Here is a 15,562-nt window from a genome sequence, read left to right on the forward strand (position 1 = left end):
CGGGCCGCCCGGTGGCCGGGCGGCCCGAGCGGGTGATCACGACGGGTCAGGGATGCCGTTCTCGAACAGGTCATGGAACGGGGCTGGAGCGAGTCCGAGCAGGCCTTCGTCCAGTACTACGACGGCGGAGTGCTGGACGCCTCGCTGCTGCGGGAACGTGGCTGACGGCGCTCAGGGCGACGGAGGCCGCGACGGGGGACCGAGAAGGACGGCGGTGTCGCCCGGCCGGACATCCGGGGTGTGCGCGTGGGTGACCGGGGCGAGCCGCCCGTCGGCGCGTACGACGAACAGCACGTCGTGCCCGGCCGGGACGGCTCCGTCGGCCCGCCGCGTCAGCACCCGGGCCCCGGCCTCGTACCGGCGGGCCAGCTCCGGCCCGGTCAGACCGGTACGGAAGAGGGGCTCGCCGCCGGTGTACGGCGCCACCACGCCCTGGCTGTCGGCGCCCGGTGAGAGACGGTGGACCGGGCCCTCGACGCTCTCCCGCAGCGTCATGGCGGCCAGTGCGTTGAAGTCGTCCTCCTCGGTGAGCAGCAGCACACCGGTGATGCCCTCCAGCTCCGCCCCGGCACCGGAGGCCGCCGCGAGCAGTTCGCCCGGCGCCAGCGGCAGCCCGGCCTCCTCGATCCGGGCCCGCTGACGCTCGGCGCCCGCCCACATCAGCACGTCCAGCCCCGCCGAGTTCAGCGCGCGCCCCAGGTCGACCGCCCAGGGCGAACCGCCCACCAGCAGCGGCCGGGACCGGGACGGGCGCAGCACCCCGAGCCGCCGGGCGACCGGAAACGCCGTCAGGCCGTACAGCGTGACGGTGGCGACGATCACCACGAAGGTCGCGGGCAGAATCCGTTCGGCACCGTCGACGCCCCGCGCCACCAGAGTCGCCGAGAACGTGGAGGCGGTCGCCGCGGCGACGATGCCGCGCGGGGCCATCCACCCGATGAACCAACGCTCGCCGCCGCGGACATCGGTCCCGGCCGTCGACACCAGCGCCACGAGCGGGCGCACCACCAGGACCAGCAGGGCGACCAGCGCCAGCGAGGGCAGCACCACATGCCGCAGCGAGGCCGGGGTGACCGTGGCCGAGATGGAGATGAACAGCAGACCGATGATCAGCGAGACCAGTGTGTCCAGGAACGGCCGCCGGGCCGGAAGGTCCAGGCCCGGCAGATTCGCCATGGCCATTCCCATCACGACCGCGGAGATGAGCCCGGTGTCCTCGCGGAGCGCGTCGCAGGCGGCCGCGATCCCGATCACCGCGGCGATCTGCGCGGATGTGGCCAGCTCCTCGCTCAGCCGGGCACGGCGCAGCAGCAGCCACAGCACACCCGCCCCGACCACGCCGCCCACCGCACCCACCGCGGCGCTGGCCGAGAACTGCTCCACCTGGCTCCCGAACCCCTTGAGTTCACCGGCGACGACGGCGTGGAAGACCAGCGCCCCCAGGATGCCGCCGACCGGGTCGATCAGGGAGCCCTCCCAGATCAGGACGCGTTGCAGCCGCTCGGAGGGCCGTACGAAATTGAGCAGCGGTCCGACGACCGTCGGCCCGGACACGACGAGGATCGCGCCCAGCATCACCGCCGCGCCCTTGGACATGCTCAACACCGGCATGGCGAACAGCGCGGCGGACAGCCAGGTGATGAGCGCCCCCAGCCAGATCAGCCTGACCACGATGCGACGCATATGGCCCCGCAGCCGCCCGATCTTCAGGCCGAGCCCGGCCTCGTAGAGAATCACCGCCACCGCGAGGGAGACCAGCGGGGAGAACGCCTCGCCCAGCAGCTTCTCGGGGTTGACGTCGTCCGTCAGCGCCCCGGCGGTGAAGCCGACCGGCAGCAGGATCAGCAGCGCGGGCACTCGCAGCCTGCTCGCCACCAGCTGGGAGCCGACCGCCAGAACCACGATGAGGCCCACGCCCACCATCACTTCGTCGGCCGTCATCTCCGTGCCTCCTCGGACGCCGTGCTGCCCGGCAACCATGGGCGGCGGTGGCGGGGAGGCGGGTCGGGGCTCGCGCCACTGGGCCGTCGGAGTGACCCCCTGTCCCTCCGACGGCCCAACGGGTCCGCGCCCCCCCGTGGACCCGACCGAGATGCGCACCGGCCCGCCCACTGCTCCAATGACGGAGGCACAGGCCCCGGCCGGACGTGGGGCAGTCGAGATTCTGAGGAGCCGGTGTGAGCAGCGAGACCGACGAGACGGGGCCGATCGACTACCTGGTGATCGAGTTCCCGGGAAGCCGGATGACGGGCGAGGGACTGCCCCTGCTGGTCGACCTGGTCGACCGGGGAATCATCCGGATCCTGGATCTGGTCTTCGTCAGGAAGAACCAGGACGGAACGGTGGACGGCGTGGAACTCTCCGAGCTGACCGCGAACGGCCAGGAAGACCTCGCCGTCTTCGAAGGGGTGTCCTCCGGCCTGCTCGGCCGGGACGACATCGACGAGGTGAGCGCGGTCCTCGAACCCGGCAGCGCCGCCGGGATCGTCATCTACGAGAACGTGTGGGCCGGACCGCTCGCGGCCGCCCTGCGCCGCTCCGGGGGACGCCTCGTCGCCAACGGGCGCATCCCGGTCCAGGACATCCTGGCGTCGCTCGACGCGGCCGAGGCCGGGTCCAGGGCCTGAGCCGCCGTTCCGGGCCGGCCGTACCGCGCAGCGGACCGCGAGCCGTCCCCGCAGAGCCAGTCAAAGGAGATGCACCATGCCAGGCCTTCTTCGTGGCGTCGCCCGTACAGCGGTGATCGCCGGAACCGCCACCTCGGTCTCCAACCGGGTCTCCCGGCGGCAGGCGGGCCGCTGGGCGCGCCAGGACGCCGAGCAGGCGCAGGCCCAGCAGGCCGCCGCGGCGCCCCCGCCCCCCGCGCCCGCCTCCCTCCCGCCGGAGGACGAGATGAGCAACAAGATCGCCCAGCTCAAGGATCTCGGCGACCTCAAGAGCCAGGGAGTGCTGAGCGAGAGCGAGTTCGAGGCCCAGAAGGCCAGGATCCTCACCTCCTGACCGGTCAGGCCGGCGCGGCGCGGCCCCGTGCACCCGGCTCAGGTGCGCTTGTCGTCCCAGGGCGTGCCCATCCAGCTGTCGAAGGTGCGGATCAGCGCGCTCAGCGCGGCTGCGAGCCGCCGGTCGACCCACGGCGCGTGGACATGGATCTCGTCGTCGTCCGAGAAGAACTCCAGCGGAACCTCCCGGCCGGCCCGCCAGATGATGCGCCGAGGCCCGCGTGCCGCATCGCCCCCGCCGCTCAGGAGGCTGCCCACGCCGATCGCCACCTGGATGGGGAGCAGCAGCCACCACACGTACCACCAGAAGATCCGGCCCTTGAAGCCGACCGCCTCCGGGCAGCCGGCCTGGGCGACCGTCCAGCGGGTCCGCAGACCCTTGCCGTGCAGGGCCTTCTCACGGACGAGTGTCCCGATCAGCTCGCCCTGCGCGTCCAGCACCCGGTACGTGGCGACGCCGTCGGCCGCGGACGCGGTGACCAGGGTGGCCAGCCGGGCCCGGCGCTCGGGGTCGGCCCACAGGACGAAGGAGCGCACCCCCGTCTTGCGGGCCGCGAGATACGCCGGTATCCCGCCCTCCGGCAGTTCGCGCTCCACATGGGCGACCACCCGGGACCCGCCGCCGGGCGCGTCGGCGAACTCGACGACACGGCCGACGGGCGAGACCTCCACCCCGACCCGCTTCAATGTCAGCACGCTGCTCACCAGTGAACTCCTCCGTTGTGCGCTGCTCGGACGTCGCACAGTAGACGGGCGTCCTGAGAAGATCGATCCGTGGAATCCGCCGAGATCTTCCCCGAGCCCTTCCCAGGCACCGGCACCGAGCCCTCGCCCGAGGACGACCCGGCCGGCCGTACCGCCCGGCGAGAAGTGGTGCGCTGCCGCATGTGCGGCCGCCCGCTCACCGGTACGGAGTCACGCCGCACCGGCCTCGGCCCCGCCTGCGACGCTAAACTCCACCCCGCGCCGCCGGACATCCGCACCCGCCGCCACGAGGTCGAGCAGGACCCGCTGCCCGGCATCTGAGCCAGACGGAAGGCCCTATTCGCCGAGACGGCGGAACAGCCCCTCCTGCACCACGGACACCAGCAGATTGCCGCCGCGGTCGTAGATCCGGCCACGAGCCAGTCCCCGCCCGCCGGTGGCGACCGGCGACTCCTGGTCGTACAGGAACCACTCGTCGGCCCGGAACGGGCGGTGGAACCACATCGCGTGGTCCAGCGACGCCATGTCGAAGCCGCGCGGCCCCCACAACGGCTCCACCGGGATACGGACCGCGTCGAGGAGCGTCATGTCGCTGGCGTACGTCAGCGCGCAGGTGTGCACCAGGGGGTCGTCGCCCAGCGGGCCGACCGCGCGCATCCACACCGCGCTGCGCGGGTCGGCGCCCTTGACCTCCTCCTTCGTCCAGCGCAGCCGGTCGACGTACCGGATGTCGAAGGGCTGCCCCTAGGCACTGGACTACAGATCTGGGAGGATCTACGCGTGTACCCGCTATCGCAGATTACGGCCCCGGCCTCACATCTCAGAGGCGTGCAGGTCATTCGGTTGTCCGTGCTCACGGATGAGACAACGTCACCCGCACGGCAGCGCGCTGCAACAGACCGGGTCGCCGCAGAAATGTCGATCGTCTTCGACGGCAGGATGGCCGAAGACCTCGACGTGAGTGCGAGCAAGACCGCACCGTTCGACCGGCCCGCGCTAGGCAAGTGGCTTCGACGGCCCGACGAGTTCGACGCGCTTGTGTGGTGGCGCTTCGACCGTGCCATCCGATCCATGGGGGACATGTACGAACTCGCCAAGTGGGCCCGTGAGCACCGGAAGATGCTGGTTTTCTCCGAGGGGGTCGGAGGAGGGTCGAAGCTGGTCTTCGACTTCCGCAACCCGATGGACCCCATTGCCGAACTCATGATGGTCATGTTCGCCTTCGCCGCGCAGGTGGAGTCAATGAGCATCAGTGACCGGGTCACCGGAGCACAGGCAGCCATGCGGCTGATGCCGCTCCGGTTCAGGGGCGGGCAGTTGCCGTACGGCTACATGACCGCACCGCTGGCCAGCGGGGGCTTTACCCTCGTCCCCGACCCGGAGGCCGTCAAGGTCATCGAGCGCATCATCCGGGAACTGATGGAGATGGAGGCGCAGGGGGACAGCCGTGCCGCAATCGCCTCACGGCTCAACGTCGAAGGCATCCCGTCCCCCCGTGACTACCGGCAGATCAAGCAGGGCCGTGCGACGGGCGGGAAGGTGGGCAAGTACAAGCGTCAGCACGAGCGCTACGCGTGGCAGGCAGGGACTATCACCCGCATGCTCCGGTCCCCGACGCTGATCGGCTGGAAGATGCACGACGGGAACCCCGTCCGTGACCCGGAGGGCCGTCCCGTCATGCTCACCGAGAACCCGATTCTGACGAGGTCGGAGTTCGACACCATCGGTGCGCTGCTGGACCGCCTCGGGAACGGTGGGGGGCCAACGGCTCGTTCCGACACGCATTCGATGCTTCTGCACGTCATCCACTGTCCGTCGTGCAGCGGCTTCATGTACCAGTCCCGACCCGGGGGTGGCCGCCCGAGAGGGCCCGGTGAGAGTTATACCTGTCGTACCAGGGCCAATGGCGGGGTGTGTGAGGAACCGTCAACGGTGAAATCGGTGTGGGCTGACGACTACGTCGAGCGGGAGTTCCTGAAGGCTGTCGGGGACCTCCCGGTAACGGAGGTGCGGGAAACCGCTGGCTATGACCCCGAGCCCGAAATCGAGGCCACGATGCGGGAGTTCGAGGCGCACCAGGAGCAACAGGGACAGCAGCGCTCGAAGGCTGCTGCTGCTGCATGGCAGCGTCGGGCGGACGCTCTCGATGCCCGTCTGGAGGAACTCGAAAGCACTCCGCGCATCGAGCCGAAGCGGGAGATCGTCGCCACGGGGAAGACCTACCGCGATTCATGGCCAGCGATGCCCGAAGACATCTCGGACGTGCCGGATGAGGAGATCTTCGCAATCAACGACGAGCGTCGGCGCATGCTTCTTGCGGCGGGCGCCAAGCTGACCGTCAAGAAGGGCCCTCGTGGCGGGTGGCGCAAGCTCGACGAGTCCCGGTGTGGCTTCGCCGTCAGCACTGCCAACCAGATTGATCCCGCAGCGTCCCGTTTGGCAGAGATTGAGGCGGAAGAGTCCATTGAGTGACCCTTCGTCGGGCGACCTCCCCGCCCCGCGTGACGTGTAGCGGAGAGTGACGAGTCTCTGACCTGCGCTCATGACGTGAATGACACCTCATGACGTCTATTTAGGTTTCTCTCTAACGCGTATAAGAAGAACCTGAAATGACGTCGGGTTGTGTCACGTGAAGACGCCGCAGGACGACGAAGGCGCAGGTCAGAGGCCGTTTTTCGGGTGTGGCAGGGTCGTCAGGGGGATGTCACCCGAGCCCCATGGGTAACGGATAGGTAAAGGAATTTGACCCCTGGAAGAGCCGAAACGTTCTGACCTGGGGTTTTCCATTTTGACCCCCAAACGCCCCGACGCATAACCCTAGTAGGCCGGGAGAAGCGTGCGAGCGCGTGCGATTGGCGACGCGTCCCCCTTCCGGTCGGCCGGTGCGCTCCTGCGACGCCTCGTCCTCTCCTCCGGGGCTGACGCGGTCGAAGCGCGCCGGCCGTGAAGCTTCCCGCTGACGGTCACACTGCCCGGTTACTAGACCGGTGCCGGTCCCTGTATCGGCGGGAGACGAGTGCGAGGCTGACGGGAGGTCACCGGTCCTGGTAAGGGACCGGTACAGCCGGGGGTTCAACTCCTCCGCACTCACTTGCTGAACGCAGACGGACGATTCGTCATCGACCACTGTCCCGCGTCCAGAGGGCATGGCGGGGCGACACCCGACAACGCGCGATGCCCATCGACGTCACGCACTCCGGGACCTCTCGGAGTCAGCCTCTGACGTCCCTTGCTTCCGTAGCTCAGTGGTCAGAGCGTCCGCCTGTCGAGCGGAGGGGCGCCGGTTCGAGTCCGGTCGGGAGCGCGGTGGGATTCGTCAGGGCCATGCGTGGTGCCCTGACTGACCGTGGGTTGGCGGGGACGTCACGGCAAACCCGGGCCTCACGGCTCGGAAGGACGGACGGCCGTAGGCGGGGCGAAATCTCCGCGCCCGGAGAAAACCCGGTGACACTCCGACCGACGTCAGGGTTTCATAGTCCCGTTCGAACAGTGCTTTCCCTGTTGGTGCAATTGGCAGCACGCCTGGCCCTGGACCAGGAAGTCGGGGTTCGAGTCCTTGGCAGGGAGCTGGAAGGTCGGGCATTGGCGTGCCACGCGCTCTCGAAAAGCGTCACGGGGAGACCCGTTGGAGGTTCGACTCCTCCACCTTCCGCCAAGCGTTGAGCCCTGGGAGGCAAGCGGGCCTGTAAAGCCTGCGCCGGTAACGGCTAGCGTGGTTCGATTCCACGGCAACGCACTGGGGCGGGGCGCCGGATGTGCGGAGGGGCGGCCCACTACAGGCCGCCCCATCACGCTAGTTCCCGTTGCTGAGGTGCTCAAAGACCTTCATGCCGATGCCGAACGCGACGCCGAACGTTGCGCCTCCAGCGCCGACGATGGCCAGCGCCTGAGCATGGCAGAGCGCGGCCACGATACCGGCGGTGAGAGCTGCGGTCGTGGCCGCGAAGAACACGGTGGTGACCTCCAGCCCCTTCCGCGTTGCGGTGGGCTGAGCTGAAGTGGTCGTCACGGGTGGAGCCCCCAAAGTGTCGTCGCGTCAGTTTCTGAAAGCGGGCATGCCTCACCGAGGCACGTGCTTTCAGGTGACGGCGGGGGCGGCTGCCCCTACCGTTTCCGACGACGCCGCACTTGGGTTCCTCTCGGATGCAGAAGTAACCAAAGTAGCTTAGACGTTGGACCTGTTGAGGCGCAAGAGGATCCAGTTTCACGGGATATGGCGCAGCTTGGTCAGCGCATCCGCTTTGGGAGCGGAGGGCCGCAGGTTCGAATCCTGCTATCCCGACCACAACACCTACTCGACGAACGGAGCCGACGCATGCGCCTTACGATCACTGACGGAGAGCGCCAGGTGAGTATCCGTGCCCTGCGCGGGAAGCGTGCTGCTGACCTGTCAGCGGCCCTTCTCGCGGCCATGAAGGGCGACGTTGAGGACGAGGCGGAGACGAAGAGCTTCGGCTTCACGGCCGGCTCGGACGAGGGCTGACCCGTGGCATGGTCGACGAGCACCCGACGCACCACGCTGCCCGCCAACTGGCCGACGATCCGACTGCGCATCCTGGCCAGGGATAAGGGCAAGTGCACGTGGGTGCACGAGGGCAAGCGGTGCGGGTGGAAGGCCACTGATGTGGATCACGTCATCCCTCACCACCTTGGCGGGTCGGACGACGACAGCAATCTGACGAGCTTGTGCAGTTGGCATCACCGACGCAAGAGCGCGGCCGAAGGCCAGGCAGCACGCCGGCCAGTGGTCAGCCGGCAGCGCCGGAGGAAGCGCCACCCGGCAGAGCTGTGACCATGCATGGCTATGTAGCGTCGTGCATGACTACCCTGGGGGGAGGCCCCCTTTGAGTGTCCGTTTTGACCGCAAGCGCATAGCAGGTCACATCCTGTACGGGTTCCAGGGTCGCCGACCACCCTTGGTGACGAGGTCGACCGCATATCCATTCAGCCCCTGACTAGCCCCGATGTGGTCCGGCGGGGACGTTTCCATGATCATTTCGCCCCTCATTCGGGCCCGAAAACGCTCGAAAACGAGGGAGGACGACATGCCCGGTCCCGTACCGAAGCGCTCCGACCAGCGACGACGCAGGAACACCGACGCCGGCCCCGCCCTTGTGAAGGCGAAAACGGCCTCGAAGCGGCCAACTGTCCCGCGCGGGGACGACGATTGGCACCCCATCGCGAAACGCTGGTACGCCGACCTGAGGAAGAGCGGCCAAGCCGACTTCTACGAGGCGTCTGACTGGGCCACGGCGGTCTACGTCGCCGAAGCGATGTCCCGGAACCTGTCGCAGGCCCGGTTCAGCGCCCAACTCTTCCAGTCGGTCATGTCCGCGATGACGGACCTCCTGACGACCGAAGGATCCCGCCGGCGCGCACGCGTCGAGCTGGAGCGCGAGACCGGTGAGGTCGACGAGCACGAGACCGCTCGCCTGACGGTCCTTGATGGGTACCGCCAGGCAGCCGCAGGGGGCGCGGATGCTGGTACTTGAGCCCGTCCGCACCTGGACTGACTCGGTACCGCCTCCGCATCGCACCCTCGGTTGGCACGTCCTCGAATGGACGTCGCACTACCTCTTGCAGCCCGACGGCCCCGACGCGGGCGGTCCCTGGCGCTTCACTCCCGAGCAAGTCCGCATCGTCCTTCGCTGGTACGAGATTGACGACGCGGGCGTGTTCACGAGGAAGCAGGGAACCGTTCGCCGGCTCAAGGGCTGGGGGAAGGACCCGTTTTTGGCTGCTCTCGCTCTAACGGAATTCGTCGGCCCCTGCCGATTCGGCGGATGGGACCGCGACGGGATGCCGAAGGCGATTCCCCATCCCGCTCCGTGGGTTCAGGTGTGCGCGGTATCGAAAGACCAGACGAAGAACACGATGCGGCTCTTCCCGGGCATGATGTCGAAGCGCCTCGTCGAGGAATACGGAATCGACCCCGGAAAGGAAATCATCTACTCCGCGCGCGGAGGGGTGATTGAGGCCGTCACGTCGTCCCCGAGGACGATCGAGGGTGGACGAGCAACCTTCGTAATCCTCAACGAGACTCATCACTGGGTTTCGTCCAACGGCGGACACGACATGGCGGAAGTCATCGCCGGTAACGTCGGAAAGTCCCGTGGCGGTGGCGCCCGGACGATGGAGATCACGAACGCCCCGCTCCCCGGGGAAGACTCGGTTGCTGAGCGAACGTGGTACGCCTACTCAAAGATCGTCGAAGGCAAGAACCGCGACAGCGGGATGTATTACGACTCCGTCGAGTCGCCCCCGGTCGACCTCTCCGACGAGGACGAGCTTCGAGCCGGCATCATCGCCGCTCGCGGTGACGCTGACTGGCTTGACGTCGACTGGATCGTCTCCACGATCTACGCCGGCACGATGCCCCGGGAACGCAGTCAGCGAATGTTCCTGAATCAGCTCGTGACGGCCTCCGATCAGCTCATCTGGCGACGTACCGTGGACGCGACGCGGGAAGTGGTGGCGGAAGAACTGGAACAGATGGACGGCACCAACTTGGGCATAAGCCTGTCTCGCAACCAAGCCGTCAACGTTGCACGACGTGGAATCCGGCCGGAGGACTGCCGGAACCGGCCCTAACTCCCGCATAGCGCACATAGACTGCCCCCCTCACATTCTTCACGAGGGGGGCCTTGTGTATCAGCAGCCGAACCAACCGCAGCAGTACCGGCACGTCGAGAAGCGCGGGGCGAATCACGGCCTCCACATCGTCCTCACCATCTTGACGTGCGGTCTGTGGGCCATCACCGGGTGGCCGATCGCGGCAGCCATGGGGCGCAAGACGACGTCGACGACGTACGCGCCGGCGCCTCCGGTGTACCCACAGCAGCCGCAGGGGTACGCGCCGCCTCCGCAGCAGCCGTACCAGCAGCCCTATGGCTACCCTCCGCAGCAACAGCAGCCCCCGCGGGGCGGGTACCACGGGCCGCAGGGGTAGCAGTGGACAAGCCCCCGTATCTCATGGACGAGATACGGGGGCTTTCTGCTTTGTGGTCTGCGCCTCACCAGTCGGCGTACCGTCTGAGCTGTGAGCGAGCATCTTGGGGACAAGCTGAGCCGACTTCGTCGGTTGTCGGGCCTGACACAGGAAGAACTGGCGGAGAAGTCGGGCGTGTCCGTCGACGTCATCCGCAAGCTGGAACAGAAGCGCAAGGGGTCCGCACGCCTGCCGACCCTGCATGCGCTGGCCGGCGGACTCGGTGTTGAGCTGACGACGCTGCTGGGTGACCCTCCGGGCGTCCCGTCAACGGGGGAGTCTGACCCGCCACAGTTGGTGGCCGTTCGTCGAGCCGTTCACCCGCTCATGTTCGCCCCTCCACAGGAGCCTGACGGGGCGGAAGTCCTCACGTCCGAACTGCTGCGCGCTGAGATTGCTGACGCGTGGTCCATGTACCACTCGGCAGAGTTCCCGCAGCTTCTGAATCTGCTTCCGGGGATCCTTGCTGACGCCCGTCTCACGGCGTCGCAGGGGGCTGACGGAGGACAAGCGGCACTCGGCAAGGCGTTCCAGTTGGCCGGACACCTGAGCATCCGTCTGGGCAAGCTCGATCTTGCCCTTGCCGCCCTTGAGCGCGCCATAGCTGCCGCGGAGGCGTCGGAGGACCCGCTCCTAGTCCCGATGATCTGCAATTCCTTGGCGTGGGCCTACCAGCGCTCCAACCGGCTGGACGACGCTACGAGCATCGCCCTGTTCGCCGCTGAGGGACTGGAGCGGGACGGGCTCACCGACAACGCATCGGGGCTCCGTGTGTGGGGCGGACTGACGATGTCCGCGGCTACGTCGTACGCCAGGCTTGATGACTACGAGCAGGCAGACGAGATGATGCGCGCTGCGGAGGAGGCTGCCGGCCGTCTGGCGAGGATGCCGCCCACGGAGGGGGACGGACGTCTCTTGTCCGTCTTCAGTAAGTCGTCTGTCCGCATCGAGCGCGTACGCCTGGCCGTACAGCATGACCGACCGGAGGAAGCGCTACGTCTGGCCAAGGGAATGCGGCTGAGCAAGGATACGCCGCCCTCATGGCGTACGTGGCTGCTCCTGGATGTCGCCCGCGCGCACACGGACGTCGGCAATGCGGAAGGCGCTGTAAAGGCACTGGAGTCCCTGAAGCGGGTTGCACCGACGTGGATGCGGCATCACACGCTCGCGGTCGCCATTGTGAGCGACCTGTGGGAACTGCCGTCCCACCCACCGGGGCTCCGGAAACTGGCGGAATTCCTCGGGGTCGACAAATAGCGTCGCGGGAGTAGGACGTTCCATCCCTGTCACACCGTCTGGGGAGACGCGACTATCAACATCCCCCAGACGACAAGGCGGAGGCGTGAGATGAGACTCACCGGGATGTCCGGCCCCGTGTTCCTGTCAACCAGCGTGCCGAGGACACCGGTACCCGTCGACGGCTGCGCGGTGTGCGCGGCCCTGTGGCAGCAGTACAGAGACGCCACCGACCCGCGGCGGGCGGAGTTCTGCCGGTCCCGGGCAACGGATATCGCCGTCGAGATCAGCCGGCACCCGCACCCGAAGAGGACGAACCGGTGAGCCCCCGCACGCTGATTCGCAACGTTACGCACCGCATCACGCAGCACCCCGACATCGGGCTGACGTACGAGGCTGCGTGCCTGTCGTGCGGATGGTCCGCGGAGCCGTCCCCCGACGGGGGAGAGGTTGACGTCGAGTGCTTGCGGCACGCCGGCCGAAGCAATCACCGGGGTTTCCGGCGGACAGCCCACAGCTACGCCCACGTCGTCCGGGACGGAGAAGACCCCGTTACTGCCTCCACGGTGCCCCCGCACCCGTCGGCGAGGCAGTAGCGGTCCGTGTGCGCCGACGCACACGGTGGAGAAGGCAGAGGCATCCCACCCGGCGCCTCTGCCTTCTCGGCGTTTCCGAACGGCCCGGCTCGAAGCCCGCCTCCTCCGGCCGGTGGAAGGACGCCGTCAGATTGAAGATCGTCCGGCCCTGCTGGACGGCCGTGACCCGGCGCGTGGTGAACGACCGGCCGTCCCGGACGCGCTCCACCTCGTACACGATCGGCACACCCGGACGCCCCGGCCGCAGAAAGTACGCGTGCAGCGAGTGCACCGGCCGGTCCCCGTCGGTGGTCCGGCCGGCCGCGACCAGCGCCTGCCCGGCGACCTGCCCGCCGAAGACCCGCTGCAGGGACTCCTGCGGGCTGCGCCCACGGAAGATGTTGACCTCGATCCGCTCCAGGTCGAGCAGATCGACCAGGCGCTCGGCGGGATTCGTCATGCCGTTCGTCTCCACTCTCGCAGCGGCGCCGCCCCAGGGCGTACGCCCTCACAGCTGACCGACGGAGGTCACGCGGACCACGGCCCGGCCCTCCTCGTCGGAAGCGGCCAGATCGATCTCCGCGCTGATGCCCCAGTCGTGGTCGCCGTTCGGGTCGGCGAAGGTCTGCCGGACCCGCCACAGCCCGTGCGCCGCATCCTCGTCGATCCTCAGCAGCTTCGGGCCGCGGGCGTCCGGACCGGTGCCCAGGTCGTCGTACTCGTCCCAGTAGGCGTCCATCGCCTCGCCCCACGCGTCCTCGTCCCAGCCCGAGCCGCCATCCAGCTCACCGAGCTCACCGACCTTGTCCAGCGCGGCCAGCTCCACCCGGCGGAACATCGCGTTGCGCACCAGTACCCGGAAGGCACGGGCGTTGGCCGTGACCGGCTTCACCTCGTCGGCCCGCTCCTGCGCCTGCTCGGCGGTCTCCACCTCCGGGTTGGCCAGCTGCTCCCACTCGTCCAGCAGACTGGAGTCCACCTGGCGGACCATCTCACCCAGCCAGGCGATCAGGTCCTCCAGGTCCTCGGACTTGAGGTCGTCCGGGATGGTGTGCTCCAGCGCCTTGTACGCACTGGCGAGATAGCGCAGCACAATGCCCTCGGTACGGGCCAGCTCGTAGTTGGAGGTGAACTCCGTGAACGTCATGGCGCGTTCGTACATGTCACGGATCACGGACTTCGGCGAGACGGGGTGGTCGCCCACCCACGGGTGGCTCTTGCGGTAGACGTCGTACGCGTGCCACAGCAGCTCGCTCAGCGGCTTCGGGTACGTGACCTCCTGGAGCAGCTCCATCCGCTCCTCGTACTCGACGCCGTCCGCCTTCATCTGCCCGACCGCCTCGCCGCGCGCCTTGTTCTGCTGCGCGGCGAGGATCTGCCGGGGGTCGTCGAGCGTCGACTCGACGACGGAGACCATGTCCAGCGCGTACGAGGGGGAGTCCTGGTCCAGCAGGTCGAACGCGGCCAGCGCGAAGGTGGACAGCGGCTGGTTGAGCGCGAAGTCCTGCTGGAGATCGACGGTGAGCCGGACGATCCGGCCCTCCGCGTCCGGCTCGTCGAGCTGCTCCACGACACCGCCGTCCAGCAGCGAGCGGTAGATCGCGATGGCCCGGCGGATGTGCCGCAGCTGCGCCCGGCGCGGCTCGTGGTTGTCCTCCAGCAGACGCCGCATCGCCTCGAAGGCATTGCCGGGGCGCGCGATCACGGACAGCAGCATGGTGTGCGTGACCCGGAAACGGGAGGTCAGGGGCTCCGGGTCGGACTGGATCAGCTTGTCGAAGGTGGTCTCCGACCAGGCGACGAAGCCCTCGGGGGCCTTCTTGCGGACCACCTTGCGCTTCTTCTTCGGGTCGTCGCCCGCCTTCTTGACGGCCTTCTCGTTCTCGATGACGTGCTCGGGCGCCTGCGCCACGACGAAGCCCGCCGTGTCGAAGCCGGCCCGGCCCGCACGGCCGGCGATCTGGTGGAACTCCCGGGCGCGCAGCGTACGGACGCGGGTGCCGTCGTACTTGGTGAGCGCCGTGAACAGCACGGTGCGGATGGGGACGTTGACGCCGACGCCGAGGGTGTCCGTACCGCAGATCACCTTCAGCAGACCGGCCTGGGCGAGCTTCTCCACCAGGCGCCGGTACTTCGGCAGCATGCCCGCGTGATGCACCCCGATGCCGTGCCGCACATAACGGGAGAGGTTCTGGCCGAACTTGGTGGTGAAGCGGAAGTTGCCGATCAGATCGGCGATCTTCTCCTTCTCCTCCTTGGTGCACATGTTGATGCTCATCAGCGACTGCGCCCGCTCGACGGCCGCGGCCTGGGTGAAGTGCACGATGTAGACGGGCGACTGCCTGGTGTCCAGGAGTTCGGTGAGGGTCTCGGTGATCGGGGTCAGCCGGTACTCGTAGCTGAGCGGGACCGGCCGGGTCGCGGAGCGCACCACGGAGGTGGGGCGGCCGGTGCGGCGGGTCAGGTCCTCCTCGAACATCCGGACGTCACCGAGCGTGGCCGACATCAGGACGAACTGCGCCTGCGGCAGCTCCAGCAGCGGGATCTGCCAGGCCCAGCCGCGGTCCGGCTCGGCGTAGAAGTGGAACTCGTCCATCACGACCTGGCCGATGTCGGCGTACTTGCCGTCACGCAGCGCGATGGAGGCCAGCACCTCGGCCGTGCAGCAGATCACCGGGGCGTCGGCGTTGACCGAGGCGTCGCCGGTGAGCATGCCGACGTTCTCCGTACCGAACAGCTTGCACAGGTCGAAGAACTTCTCCGAGACCAGTGCCTTGATCGGCGCGGTGTAGAAGGTGACCTTGTCCTGGGCCAGCGCGGTGAAGTGCGCACCCGCCGCGACCAGGCTCTTTCCGGAGCCGGTCGGGGTGGAGAGGATCACATTCGCGCCGGAGACCACCTCGATCAGCGCCTCCTCCTGGGCCGGATAGAGGGTGATGCCCCGCGTCTCGGTCCATGACGAGAAAGCCTCGAAGAGGGCGTCGGGGTCGTCGGTCGGGGGCAGCTGATCGATAAGGGTCACGCCCCCATCTTGCCTGCCTTCCGCCCGGATGAGGGAA

At 68.1% G+C, this 15,562-nt stretch carries 15 protein-coding genes, 5 tRNA genes and 2 pseudogenes; 16 read left to right on the forward strand and 6 right to left on the reverse strand.

Going from position 1 to position 15,562, the window contains the following annotated elements; translation table 11 throughout:
• Positions 1–171: 171 nt before the first annotated feature.
• Positions 172–1,941, reverse strand: a complete 1,770-nt coding sequence (locus BT364_RS18795; RefSeq protein ID WP_072486338.1) for a cation:proton antiporter — start codon at positions 1,939–1,941, stop codon at positions 172–174.
• 236 nt (positions 1,942–2,177) lie between these two features.
• Between BT364_RS18795 and BT364_RS18800 the strand changes: the two genes are divergently transcribed.
• Together BT364_RS18800 and BT364_RS18805 are read left to right on the forward strand one after the other, a co-directional pair.
• A complete protein-coding gene (locus tag BT364_RS18800; protein WP_177328164.1) occupies positions 2,178–2,627 on the forward strand; it encodes a DUF6325 family protein in 450 nt (149 codons plus the stop codon).
• Positions 2,628–2,703: 76 nt separating this feature from the next.
• Positions 2,704–3,000 (forward strand): SHOCT domain-containing protein, encoded by a 297-nt coding sequence (locus tag BT364_RS18805; RefSeq protein WP_072486339.1) that lies wholly within the window; start codon positions 2,704–2,706, stop codon positions 2,998–3,000.
• 38 nt (positions 3,001–3,038) lie between these two features.
• On the opposite strand, the gene BT364_RS18810 is transcribed toward BT364_RS18805, so the two are convergent.
• Positions 3,039–3,704: a hypothetical protein gene (locus BT364_RS18810; RefSeq protein WP_072486340.1), complete on the reverse strand. Its 666-nt coding sequence runs from the start codon at positions 3,702–3,704 to the stop codon at positions 3,039–3,041.
• Positions 3,705–3,773: 69 nt separating this feature from the next.
• Here BT364_RS18810 and BT364_RS18815 point away from each other — a divergent pair, with 69 nt between their 5' ends.
• Positions 3,774–4,025: a DUF6011 domain-containing protein gene (locus BT364_RS18815; RefSeq protein ID WP_072486341.1), complete on the forward strand. Its 252-nt coding sequence runs from the start codon at positions 3,774–3,776 to the stop codon at positions 4,023–4,025.
• A gap of 15 nt (positions 4,026–4,040) precedes the next feature.
• Here BT364_RS18815 and BT364_RS18820 read toward each other — a convergent pair.
• Positions 4,041–4,445 (reverse strand): annotated as a pseudogene (locus BT364_RS18820) (acyl-CoA thioesterase); the annotation flags it as partial.
• An 87-nt stretch (positions 4,446–4,532) separates the two neighbouring features.
• On the opposite strand from BT364_RS18820, the gene BT364_RS18825 reads away from it, so the two are divergent.
• From BT364_RS18825 to BT364_RS41610, 5 genes are all read left to right on the forward strand, one after another.
• Complete coding sequence (locus BT364_RS18825) at positions 4,533–6,176, forward strand: recombinase family protein (protein ID WP_256260072.1); 1,644 nt, start codon at positions 4,533–4,535, stop codon at positions 6,174–6,176.
• A gap of 541 nt (positions 6,177–6,717) precedes the next feature.
• Positions 6,718–6,795, forward strand: a tRNA-OTHER gene (locus tag BT364_RS41605).
• A 140-nt stretch (positions 6,796–6,935) separates the two neighbouring features.
• A tRNA-Asp gene (locus tag BT364_RS18830) sits at positions 6,936–7,008 on the forward strand.
• 191 nt (positions 7,009–7,199) lie between these two features.
• Positions 7,200–7,271 (forward strand) — tRNA-Gln (locus BT364_RS18835).
• 2 nt (positions 7,272–7,273) lie between these two features.
• Positions 7,274–7,359, forward strand: a tRNA-Ser gene (locus tag BT364_RS41610).
• Between the two features lie 138 nt (positions 7,360–7,497).
• Here BT364_RS41610 and BT364_RS41615 read toward each other — a convergent pair.
• Complete coding sequence (locus BT364_RS41615; protein WP_177328165.1) at positions 7,498–7,656, reverse strand: hypothetical protein; 159 nt, start codon at positions 7,654–7,656, stop codon at positions 7,498–7,500.
• 255 nt (positions 7,657–7,911) lie between these two features.
• On the opposite strand from BT364_RS41615, the gene BT364_RS18840 reads away from it, so the two are divergent.
• The 8 genes from BT364_RS18840 to BT364_RS44600 all read left to right on the forward strand — a co-directional run bounded on the left by BT364_RS18840 (position 7,912) and on the right by BT364_RS44600 (position 12,524).
• A tRNA-Pro gene (locus tag BT364_RS18840) sits at positions 7,912–7,989 on the forward strand.
• Between the two features lie 63 nt (positions 7,990–8,052).
• Positions 8,053–8,187 (forward strand): hypothetical protein, encoded by a 135-nt coding sequence (locus tag BT364_RS43100; protein ID WP_256260057.1) that lies wholly within the window; start codon positions 8,053–8,055, stop codon positions 8,185–8,187.
• 102 nt (positions 8,188–8,289) lie between these two features.
• Positions 8,290–8,496, forward strand: coding sequence for an HNH endonuclease (locus tag BT364_RS18845; RefSeq protein ID WP_256260073.1), 207 nt, complete (start codon positions 8,290–8,292; stop codon positions 8,494–8,496).
• 253 nt (positions 8,497–8,749) lie between these two features.
• Positions 8,750–9,196, forward strand: a complete 447-nt coding sequence (locus BT364_RS18850) for a phage terminase small subunit (RefSeq protein ID WP_072486482.1) — start codon at positions 8,750–8,752, stop codon at positions 9,194–9,196.
• The gene (locus BT364_RS18855) at positions 9,183–10,295 is read left to right on the forward strand and encodes a hypothetical protein (RefSeq protein WP_256260058.1); all 1,113 of its coding nucleotides are present in this window, start codon (positions 9,183–9,185) and stop codon (positions 10,293–10,295) included. The genes BT364_RS18850 and BT364_RS18855 overlap by 14 nt, the downstream gene beginning before the upstream one ends.
• Positions 10,296–10,350: 55 nt before the next feature.
• Positions 10,351–10,653, forward strand: a complete 303-nt coding sequence (locus tag BT364_RS18860; RefSeq protein ID WP_072486344.1) for a hypothetical protein — start codon at positions 10,351–10,353, stop codon at positions 10,651–10,653.
• A 90-nt stretch (positions 10,654–10,743) separates the two neighbouring features.
• Positions 10,744–11,949 carry a helix-turn-helix domain-containing protein gene (locus BT364_RS18865; RefSeq protein ID WP_072486345.1) on the forward strand — a complete coding sequence of 402 codons (1,206 nt, stop codon included), beginning with the start codon at positions 10,744–10,746 and terminating at the stop codon, positions 11,947–11,949.
• A gap of 299 nt (positions 11,950–12,248) precedes the next feature.
• A complete protein-coding gene (locus BT364_RS44600; RefSeq protein WP_072486347.1) occupies positions 12,249–12,524 on the forward strand; it encodes a DUF7848 domain-containing protein in 276 nt (91 codons plus the stop codon).
• Between the two features lie 88 nt (positions 12,525–12,612).
• On the opposite strand, the pseudogene BT364_RS18880 reads toward BT364_RS44600, so the two are convergent.
• Both BT364_RS18880 and BT364_RS18885 read right to left on the reverse strand, forming a co-directional pair.
• Positions 12,613–12,963 (reverse strand): annotated as a pseudogene (locus tag BT364_RS18880) (acyl-CoA thioesterase); the annotation flags it as partial.
• A gap of 48 nt (positions 12,964–13,011) precedes the next feature.
• The gene (locus BT364_RS18885; RefSeq protein WP_072486348.1) at positions 13,012–15,525 is read right to left on the reverse strand and encodes a DEAD/DEAH box helicase; all 2,514 of its coding nucleotides are present in this window, start codon (positions 15,523–15,525) and stop codon (positions 13,012–13,014) included.
• Positions 15,526–15,562: the final 37 nt, after the last annotated feature.

It is taken from the genome of Streptomyces atratus (genome assembly GCF_900119365.1).
GTDB lineage: Bacteria > Actinomycetota > Actinomycetes > Streptomycetales > Streptomycetaceae > Streptomyces > Streptomyces atratus_B.

What these genes read in the sequence shown, in the direction of transcription:
- BT364_RS18795 (WP_072486338.1), bottom strand. Translation starts at nt 1,941, where the DNA reads ATGACGGCCGACGAAGTGATGGTGGGCGTGGGCCTCATCGTGGTTCTG.
- BT364_RS18805 (WP_072486339.1), top strand. Translation starts at nt 2,704, where the DNA reads ATGCCAGGCCTTCTTCGTGGCGTCGCCCGTACAGCGGTGATCGCCGGA.
- BT364_RS18850 (WP_072486482.1), top strand. Translation starts at nt 8,750, where the DNA reads ATGCCCGGTCCCGTACCGAAGCGCTCCGACCAGCGACGACGCAGGAAC.
- BT364_RS18855 (WP_256260058.1), top strand. Translation starts at nt 9,183, where the DNA reads ATGCTGGTACTTGAGCCCGTCCGCACCTGGACTGACTCGGTACCGCCT.